The sequence below is a fragment of the Streptomyces odontomachicola genome (assembly GCF_039605595.1).
Taxonomy (GTDB): domain Bacteria; phylum Actinomycetota; class Actinomycetes; order Streptomycetales; family Streptomycetaceae; genus Streptomyces.
In genome coordinates this window covers 21,131-29,722 of sequence record NZ_JBCFOK010000036.1, presented here as the reverse complement: position 1 = coordinate 29,722, position 8,592 = coordinate 21,131, and the positions used below count along the sequence as shown (strand labels likewise).

The window sequence follows — 8,592 nt, the reverse complement described above, 5'->3', positions numbered from 1 at the left end:
GAATTCGTTCCTGCTTTTCCCCTGTCGGCGGGGTGCCTTCCGGCGTGGCCGCTACGTTAGTGGATTTCCCCGGCTGATCAAAATCAGCGTCCGCGATCGTTTTCCGGCATGCCGAAAAGCTTCCCGCGAAGGGAGATCGTGCTGTGTAGTGGATGCCGTCGGACGGCGGGATGGCTGCCGTGGAAGCTGTCCGCCTCCGTGGCAACTCAGTAAGCCTACAACATGCCCGCGCGGAGCTTCAAACCTCGCGGCGCGGGCGCGTTCGGGCGCTCGGCCGGCGCTCGATCAGCCCTTGCCGCCCGCGAGTTGGCGGCTGCGGTCGCGGGCGGCCTCGATCGCGTCGATGACCGCGGCACGCACGCGGTGGTTCTCCAGCTCGCGGATGCCGTTGATGGTGGTGCCGGCGGGCGAGGTGACGTTCTCCCTGAGGGTGACCGGGTGGTCGCCGCTGTCGCGGAGCATCGTGGCCGCGCCGACCGCGGCCTGGATGACCAGCTCGTGGGCCTTGTCCCTGGGGAGCCCCAGCAGGATGCCGGCCTCGGACATGGCCTCGACCAGGAAGTAGAAGTACGCGGGCCCCGACCCCGAGAGAGCGGTGGCCGCGTCCTGCTGTCCCTCGGGGACGCGCAGGGTCTTGCCCACCCCGTTGAAGATCTCCTCCGTGAGCGACAGGTGGGCCTCGGTCGCGTGGGTGCCGGCGGAGATGACGGACATGGCCTCGTCCACCAGCGCCGGGGTGTTGGTCATGACGCGGACGACCGGGGTGCCCTGGTGCAGGCGCTCCTCGAAGAACGAGGTGGGGATGCCGGCGGCGCCGCTGATGATGAGGCGGTCGGCGGGGACGTGCGGCGCGAGCTCGTCGAGGAGCGTGCCCATGTCCTGCGGCTTGACCGTGAGGATCAGGGTGTCGGCGTGCTCGGCGGCCTCGGCGTTGCCGACCGGCTCGACCCCGTACCGCTCGCGGAGGGCGTCGGCGCGTTCCTTGCGGCGGGCGGTGACCAGCAGGTTGGACGGGGACCAGCCGCCGCGGAGCATCCCGGAGAGCAGGGCTTCACCGATCTTGCCGGTGCCGAGGACTGCGACTTTCTGGGTCATGGGGCGGCTCACCTCGTCCAGTGCGTGCGTGCGTCGCGGCCATACTCGCACTGCGTACGGAGGTCGGGCCGGGGCCGTCCGACTGGTGGAAGGCGGCGAAGGCTGCGGGGGTCACGGCGTGCGGCGGCGCAGGGTGGCCGCTCCCAGGGCGAGGACCAGGGCGGCGGCGCCCGCGACGACGAGCACGTCGCGCACGAGGTCGCCGGTGGGGCTGGTGTGGGTGAGCACCTCGTTCATGCCGTCTACGGCGTACGACATGGGCAGCACGTTGGACACGTACTCCAGGACCGGCTGCATGGTGTCGCGCGGCGCGAAGAGGCCGCAGAGGAGGAGCTGCGGGAAGATCACCGCCGGCATGAACTGGACGACCTGGAACTCCGAGGCGGCGAAGGCCGAGACGAAGAGGCCGAGCGCGGTGCCCAGGAGCGCGTCGAGCAGGGCGATCAGGAGCAGGAGCCAGGGCGAGCCCGCGAAGTTCAGGTCGAGGAGCCAGACCGCGACGCCGGTGGCGATGCCTGCCTGGAGCACGGCGAGGAGGCCGAAGGCGAGGGCGTATCCCAGGATCAGGTCGGCCTTGCCGAGGGGCATGGAGAGCAGGCGCTCCAGGGTGCCCGAGGTGCGTTCGCGGAGCGTGGCGATGGAGGTGACCAGGAACATCGTCACCATCGGGAAGATGCCGAGCAGGGATGCGCCGATGCCGTCGAAGCCGCGGGGCTGGGAGTCGAAGACGTAATAGAGGAGTACGAGGAGGAGCACCGGGACCAGGAGGAGCAGGGCCACGGTGCGCGGGTCGTGGGCGAGCTGCCGGAGCACCCGGCGTGCGGTGGCGAGGGTGCGGGCGGGGTTCATCGCGGGCTCCCCGTACGAGAGTCGGTGCCGGTGTCTTCGGTGTCGGTGGCGCGGGCCTCGTCGACGAGCTTGAGGAACGCCTCTTCCACGGAGCCAGTGCCGGTGCGGGTGCGCAGCTCGTCGGGGCTGCCGGAGGCGAGGAGGCGGCCCTCGCGCATGAGCAGGAGGTGGCCGCAGCGGTCGGCCTCGTCCATGACGTGCGAGGAGATCAGCAGGGTGCGGCGGGCGCCGTCGGGTGCGTGCTCGGCGGCGAGGCGGTGGAAGAGGTCCCACAGGTCGCGGCGGAGCACCGGGTCGAGGCCGACGGTGGGCTCGTCGAGCACCAGGAGCTCGGGGCTGCCGAGGAGGGCGACGGCGAGCGAGACGCGGGAGAGCTGGCCGCCGGAGAGGCTGCCGGTGAGGCGGTCGGCGTGCGCGGCGAGGTCGACGTCGGCGAGGGCCCGGTCGGTCTGCGCGGGGCGCTCGCGGCGGGGGATGCCGAGCACGGCGGCGTAGTAGTCGAGATTCTGACGGATGGTCAGGTCGCGGTAGACGCTCGGGGCCTGGGTCACATAGCCGGTGCGGGAGCGGAGCGCGGCGGAGCCCGCGGGGAGCCCCAGCACGTCGAGGGTGCCGGTGACCTTGGCCTGGGTGCCGGCGATGGCGCGGAGCAGCGTGGACTTGCCGCAGCCTGAGGGGCCGAGGAGTCCGGTGACGGTGCCGGGGGCGAGGTCGAAGGCGAGGTCGTCGACGACGGTGCGGCCGCCGCGCACGACGGAGAGGCCGGCGGCGCGGAGGGCCGGGGTCCGGTCGGGCGGGCGGTCGGGCGCGGGGTGCCCGTTCGGGGCGCGGGAGTTATTCATCATGTGTTGAATAATCCTCCGCGCAGCGGGGCGCGTCAAGGGCACGGGGGCACGGGTGGGGCGCAGGGGCGGATCGCCTAACGGGCGAGAGGGCACTATCCGGCCATTTCTGCGTCGGGGTTCACGCAGCGTTCACATAGCGACTTGCAAACTGTCATAGCCCTTTGGACACAATGGAGTTCACTGTCGAGAGTGACTGGAAGGAGGTTGCGATGCGGCGTCGCAGGACCGTCATACGCGCGTTCGTCACCGCCGTCTCCCTCCTCCTGACCGCGCTGCTTGCCGCTGACAGTGCGGCGGCGCAGGTCGTCCCGGCCTCGGAGCACGGTGTCGCCTCCATCCAGCAGAGCCAGATCCAGGGCGAAGCGGAACGCGACACCATCCCGGCCGACTGCCAGTCACACCGCGGAGCACGCAACCCGGTCAACACCCCGGCGCCGACGGTGAATCCACTGCACATGTGCGTGTGCCACTTCGGCCCCAGCGTGGCCCCGAAGGCCGTGGCCGCGATCACGGGGAGTGAAGGGTTCTCCCGGGGGAGAACTGTCGAAATCCCCCTGCTTCACCAGGTGTTCCGCTGCTGATCCGGACATCGGGCGCTTCGACGACCGCCCCGGGCACCTCTGTGTCCGTCCCGGGCACTCCGGTGTCCTTCTAGGGCACTCCGGTATCCGACCAGGGCACCAGGGCACTCCGGTGCTCGCCCCGGGCACGTCGATGCCCCGTCCGTGAAGCCGCGTATTCGCATCCCCGCGCCTGCTCTGCACCGCGCGGAGGGCCCGCGCATCCGCGCGCACCCCTGTCCGTAACGCCGAATCCGACGCTACGAACCGACCCCGTCCTGCGCAGGCACCCGTCCCAGTCCACTCCTCCGGCAATGGAGCCGCAGGGCCGTGGACAGGTGTCGCTGTGCGCGGCAGGGCCGGGGTGGAGGCAACCCCCATGCAGTCCTTCATCCATCACGCACGCGACTTCCACTCCCGCATCAGCGCTCGCGCCGAGGAACGCGAGACCTTCGGCAGGCTGGCCGAGGGCCAGGCCCCCGAAGCCCTCTTCATCACCTGCTCCGACTCCCGCGTGGTGCCGTCGGTCTTCACCGGTGCCCGGCCGGGCCAGCTCTTCGAGCTGCGCACGGCGGGCAACGCGGTGCCCCCGTACGGCACGTCGGAGCAGCCGCTGCCCAGCGGCGAGGCGGCCACGATCGAGTACGCGGTGTGCGTGCTCGGCGTGCCCGACATCGTCGTGTGCGGCCATTCGCACTGCGGCGCCGTGGGCGCGCGGGTCCGGGGCGACGATCTCGCCGCCGTTCCCTGCGTCGACGGCTGGCTGGCGAGCCAGCTCGCCGAGCCCGCCGAACTCGCCGACCACATCGAGAAGGACGAACCCGACGTGTCCGCCGCCGTACAACGGCATGTGCGGGCCCAGCTGGAGCGGCTGCGCGGCTACCCGTGCATCGCCGAGCGGGAGGCGGCCGGGCAGTTGAACCTGCACGGCTGGTTCTACGCCATCGACACCGGGCTGGTGCTGGAGCACCAGCCACACGCCGACGCCTTCCTGCCGGTCTGAGGTGCCGACCATGAACTCCCAGAACTCTCAGAACACACAGAACACTCAGAACTCACCAACCTCCCTGACGGACAAGCTCAATCCCCTGCGGAGCCGGGGCACGCTGCGCGCGGACTTCACCGCGTCCCTCGTGGTCTTCCTGGTCGCGGTGCCGCTGTGCGTCGGCGTGGCCGTCGCCTCCGGCGTCCCGGCCGAGCTGGGCCTGATCACCGGCATCGTGGGCGGCCTGGTCACCGGCTTCCTGCCGGGCTCTTCGCTCCAGGTCAGCGGCCCGGCCGCCGGTCTGACCGTGCTCTGCTACGAGGCGGTCAAGACGTACGGGCTCGCCGCGCTCGGCGTGATCGTGCTCGCCGCCGGCCTGCTCCAGCTCGTGATGGGCGCGTTCAAGCTCGGCCGCTGGTTCCGGGCGATATCCGTGGCCGTCGTGCAGGGCATGCTCGCGGGCATCGGCCTGGTCATCATGGCCGGGCAGGTGTACGCGCTGGCCGACGCCGAACAGCCGAGCAGCGGCCTGGACAAGGTGTTCGGCCTCGGCGGGCTGGTCACCGACACACTCGCGGACGGAAAGGCCATGACGGCGCTGGCCGTCGGCGTGGGCACCATCCTCGTGCTGGTGTTCTGGCCGAAGTGGAAGGCCGGGGCCAAGGTGCTGCCGGCGCCGCTGGCCGCGGTGCTGCTGGCGACGGTGGCGACCGTCTCCATGGACCTGCCCATCGCGCGGATCGAGGTGAAGGGGCTGGTCGAGTCCATCCAGCCGCCTCCGCTCAGCGAGTTCGCGGGGCTCGCCTCGGTCGGGATGCTCGGCACGGTGCTCGCCTTCACGCTGATCGCCTCGGCGGAGTCGCTGTTCAGCGCCGCGGCGGTGGACCGGCTGCACGACGGTCCGCGCACCCACTACGACAAGGAGCTGATGGCGCAGGGCGTGGGCAACACCGTGTGCGGTGTGCTCGGCGCGCTGCCGATGACCGCGGTGATCGTCCGCAGCGCCGCGAACGTGCAGGCCGGCGCGAAGACCAAGGCCTCGCGCGTGCTGCACGGCGTGTGGCTGCTGCTCTTCGCCGCGGCGTTCCCCGCGGTACTGGAGCTGATCCCGGTGGCCACGCTGGCCGGTGTGCTGGTGCACGCGGGCTGGAAGCTGATGCCCGTCAAGGACTTCGGTCCGCTGTGGCGGGAGCACAGGGCGGAGGCCGTGGTGCTGGCGAGCACCGCGATCGCGATCGTCGTCACCGACATGTTCGAGGGCGTGCTGATCGGTCTGCTGATGTCCGTGCTCAAGCTGGCCTGGGAGACCTCGCACGTGCACGTGGAGACCGAGGACCCGGGCGAGGGGCGCCCGCTGCGGGTCAAGGTGCAGGGCAACGCCACGTTCCTGCGGCTGCCGAAGCTGCTGGACCAGCTCGAGTCGCTGCCCGCCGAGCGGTCCGTCGAGCTGCATCTCGCCGGGCTGCGGCATGTGGACCACGCGTGCGGGCTCGCCCTCTCCAACTGGGAGGAGGAGCACAACAGGGAGGCCGCGCGGTCGGGCCGTACCGACGGCTTCGCGGGGGCGGACGTCGCCGCCGAGCCGGAGCGGGAGCGGTCCGGGGTGTAGCGCCTCGCCGTCGCTGATCCCTTAGGGGTCGAGGGCGTCCGTCCCTTCGGGGGCGGGCGCCCTCAGCGCGTTCGGCGCCTTCGGCGCTTTCAGCGCGGGGCGTTCAGCGCTTCTTGTTCTTCTTCTTGGCCTTCGACCTGGCGGGGTTTCCCGTACGGGACGAGCGCAGGCGTTCGTGGCGGGCCACGGCCTCCTCGTACGCGCGGCGGTGCTGCTTCTCGCCGGGGGCCTCGATCACGCAGCGCCAGGCGTAGGCGAGCAGGACGCCGATGAAGCCGATGGCCTTGATGCTGCGCATCGAGGACTCGGGGGTGCGGTCGGCGGCCGCCTCCTCCGGGCTGCGGGTGAAGCCGGTGAGCGTGCGGGAGAACGCGAGCGAGCTGCAGACCGCGAAGGCGAGCACGATCATGATGTTGATCCAGCCGCCGACCTGGGCGATGGCCAGGCCCTGGTAGGCGAGGCGGAGGAGGAAGGCGCCGGCGACCGCGCCGAGCAGGGAGCCGAGGGCGAGGGCGGCGCGGCGCGCGGCGTAGCCGTCGGTGTGGTCCAGCCAGGTGGTGCCGAAGAAGCGGAGGGGTTCCGGCTGGGGTTCCTTGGGGGGCTCGTTGCTCGTCACGGTGCCGATTATGCGGGGTGTGTGCGTGCGGGGCTGCGCCCCGGGCCCCCTTGGCAACGGGGTTGCGTGGGGGCCGGGGGCTGCGGTTCCGGTGTGCCCACCCGTTCCGCCCCTGCGGAACGACTGCCCACACCTCCGTACGGAGTTAGAGCCCCAGCTGCTTCAGGTCGCGGACCGCTCCCCTGTCGGCGCTGGTCGCCATCGCCGCGTAGGCGCGGAGGGCCGTGGAGACCTTGCGTTCGCGGTTCTGGGGGGCGTAGCGGCCGTTCAGGGACTCGCGGCGGGTCGCCAGCTCCTCGTCGGGGACGACGAGCCGCATCGTACGGTTCGGGATGTCGATGGCGATCTCGTCACCGTCCCTGACCAGGGCGATCGCGCCGCCCGCTGCCGCCTCCGGGGAGGCGTGGCCGATGGAGAGGCCCGACGTGCCGCCCGAGAAGCGGCCGTCGGTGATCAGCGCGCAGGCCTTGCCCAGGCCGCGGCCCTTGAGGAAGGAGGTCGGGTAGAGCATCTCCTGCATGCCGGGGCCGCCCTTGGGGCCCTCGTACCGGATGACGACGACGTCGCCCTCCTTGACCTCCTTGTTGAGGATGCGCTCGACGGCCTCCTCCTGGGACTCGCAGACCACGGCGGGCCCGGTGAAGGTCAGGATCGACTCGTCCACGCCGGCGGTCTTCACGACGCAGCCGTTCTCGGCGAGGTTGCCGTACAGCACGGCGAGGCCGCCCTGCTGCGAGTACGCGTGCTCGACGTCGCGGATGCAGCCCTCGGCCGCGTCGGTGTCCAGCGACTCCCAGCGCTCGGACTGCGAGAAGGCCTCGGCGGAGCGGACGCAGCCGGGGGCCGCGTGGAACAGCTCGACCGCCTCGGCGGACGGCGAACCGCCGCGGATGTCCCAGGACTTGAGCCAGTCCGCGAGCGAGGGGCTGTGCACCGAGTGCACGTCCTCGTTCAGCAGGCCCGCGCGGTAGAGCTCGCCGAGGATGGCGGGGATGCCGCCGGCGCGGTGCACGTCCTCCATGTAGTACGCGCCGTTCGGCGCGACCTTGGAGAGGCAGGGGAGCTGCCGCGACAGGTTGTCGATGTCCTTCATCGTGAAGTCGAGCTCGGCCTCCTGCGCCGCCGCCAGCAGGTGCAGGATCGTGTTGGTCGAGCCGCCCATGGCGATGTCCAGGGCCATGGCGTTCTCGAACGCGGGGCGCCCGGCGATGTTCCGCGGCAGGACCGTCTCGTCGTCCTCGCCGTAGTAGCGGTTGGCCGCCTCGACGACCGTGCGCGCGGCGTTCTCGTACAGCGCCTTGCGCGCGGTGTGCGTGGCCAGGACGGAGCCGTTGCCCGGCAGCGAGAGGCCGATGGCCTCGGTCAGGCAGTTCATCGAGTTCGCGGTGAACATGCCGGAGCAGGAACCGCAGGTCGGACAGGCGTTGTCCTCGATCGTCTTGAGGTCCGCGTCGGAGACGCCCTCGTTCGCCGACTCGGAGATCGCGGTGATCAGGTCGAGTTTCTTGACCGTCCCGTTGGTCAGCGTGGCGGTGCCGGACTCCATCGGGCCGCCGGACACGAACACGGTGGGGATGTTGAGCCGCATCGCGGCGTTCAGCATCCCGGGGGTGATCTTGTCGCAGTTGGAGATGCAGATCAGCGCGTCCGCGCAGTGCGCCTCCGTCATGTACTCCACGGAGTCCGCGATCAGGTCGCGGGACGGCAGGGAGTAGAGCATCCCGCCGTGGCCCATGGCGATGCCGTCGTCCACGGCGATCGTGTTGAACTCGCGCGCGATGCCGCCGGCCTCCTGAATCGCCTCGGAGACGATCCGGCCCACCGGGGCGAGGTGGGTGTGGCCCGGCACGAACTCGGTGAAGCTGTTGGCCACCGCAATGATCGGCTTCCGCCCGATGTCGGCCCGCGCTACGCCGCTGGCCTGCATAAGGGCGCGCGCGCCCGCCATGTTGCGGCCGTGGGTGACGGTGCGGGACCTCATCTCGGGCATGACTGCTCCACTCCTTGTGTACGGAATGAGGGTGTCTCCCGAG

Annotated in this window: 8 protein-coding genes; 3 read left to right on the top strand and 5 right to left on the bottom strand. The window is 71.1% G+C overall.

The features are described from left to right. Positions 1-285 precede the first annotated feature (285 nt). From proC to ABEE00_RS35550, 3 genes are all read right to left on the bottom strand, one after another. Positions 286-1,095: a pyrroline-5-carboxylate reductase gene (proC, locus tag ABEE00_RS35560; protein ID WP_345749962.1), complete on the bottom strand. Its 810-nt coding sequence runs from the start codon at positions 1,093-1,095 to the stop codon at positions 286-288. A 111-nt stretch (positions 1,096-1,206) separates the two neighbouring features. Next, positions 1,207-1,944, bottom strand: a complete 738-nt coding sequence (locus ABEE00_RS35555; RefSeq protein WP_345749961.1) for an ABC transporter permease — start codon at positions 1,942-1,944, stop codon at positions 1,207-1,209. Continuing rightward, positions 1,941-2,789: an ABC transporter ATP-binding protein gene (locus tag ABEE00_RS35550; RefSeq protein ID WP_451918746.1), complete on the bottom strand. Its 849-nt coding sequence runs from the start codon at positions 2,787-2,789 to the stop codon at positions 1,941-1,943. The genes ABEE00_RS35555 and ABEE00_RS35550 overlap by 4 nt, the downstream gene beginning before the upstream one ends. 209 nt (positions 2,790-2,998) lie before the next feature. Between ABEE00_RS35550 and ABEE00_RS35545 the strand changes: the two genes are divergently transcribed. The 3 genes from ABEE00_RS35545 (at position 2,999) to ABEE00_RS35535 (ending at position 5,943) form a co-directional block, all read left to right on the top strand. Continuing rightward, a complete protein-coding gene (locus ABEE00_RS35545) occupies positions 2,999-3,370 on the top strand; it encodes a hypothetical protein (RefSeq protein WP_345749960.1) in 372 nt (123 codons plus the stop codon). Positions 3,371-3,728: 358 nt separating this feature from the next. Beyond that, a complete protein-coding gene (locus tag ABEE00_RS35540; protein WP_345749959.1) occupies positions 3,729-4,352 on the top strand; it encodes a carbonic anhydrase in 624 nt (207 codons plus the stop codon). Between the two features lie 10 nt (positions 4,353-4,362). After that, positions 4,363-5,943 (top strand): SulP family inorganic anion transporter, encoded by a 1,581-nt coding sequence (locus tag ABEE00_RS35535; RefSeq protein ID WP_345749958.1) that lies wholly within the window; start codon positions 4,363-4,365, stop codon positions 5,941-5,943. Between the two features lie 103 nt (positions 5,944-6,046). On the opposite strand, the gene ABEE00_RS35530 is transcribed toward ABEE00_RS35535, so the two are convergent. Then, the gene (locus ABEE00_RS35530; RefSeq protein WP_345749957.1) at positions 6,047-6,559 is read right to left on the bottom strand and encodes a hypothetical protein; all 513 of its coding nucleotides are present in this window, start codon (positions 6,557-6,559) and stop codon (positions 6,047-6,049) included. A gap of 145 nt (positions 6,560-6,704) precedes the next feature. Then, positions 6,705-8,549: a dihydroxy-acid dehydratase gene (ilvD, locus tag ABEE00_RS35525; protein WP_345749956.1), complete on the bottom strand. Its 1,845-nt coding sequence runs from the start codon at positions 8,547-8,549 to the stop codon at positions 6,705-6,707. Positions 8,550-8,592: the final 43 nt, after the last annotated feature.

Excerpts from the sequence above, each read along its gene's own strand:
- proC (WP_345749962.1), bottom strand. The coding sequence starts at position 1,095 with ATGACCCAGAAAGTCGCAGTCCTCGGCACCGGCAAGATCGGTGAAGCC.
- ABEE00_RS35555 (WP_345749961.1), bottom strand. The coding sequence starts at position 1,944 with ATGAACCCCGCCCGCACCCTCGCCACCGCACGCCGGGTGCTCCGGCAG.
- ABEE00_RS35550 (WP_451918746.1), bottom strand. The coding sequence starts at position 2,789 with ATGATGAATAACTCCCGCGCCCCGAACGGGCACCCCGCGCCCGACCGC.
- ABEE00_RS35545 (WP_345749960.1), top strand. The coding sequence starts at position 2,999 with ATGCGGCGTCGCAGGACCGTCATACGCGCGTTCGTCACCGCCGTCTCC.
- ABEE00_RS35540 (WP_345749959.1), top strand. The coding sequence starts at position 3,729 with ATGCAGTCCTTCATCCATCACGCACGCGACTTCCACTCCCGCATCAGC.
- ABEE00_RS35535 (WP_345749958.1), top strand. The coding sequence starts at position 4,363 with ATGAACTCCCAGAACTCTCAGAACACACAGAACACTCAGAACTCACCA.
- ilvD (WP_345749956.1), bottom strand. The coding sequence starts at position 8,549 with ATGCCCGAGATGAGGTCCCGCACCGTCACCCACGGCCGCAACATGGCG.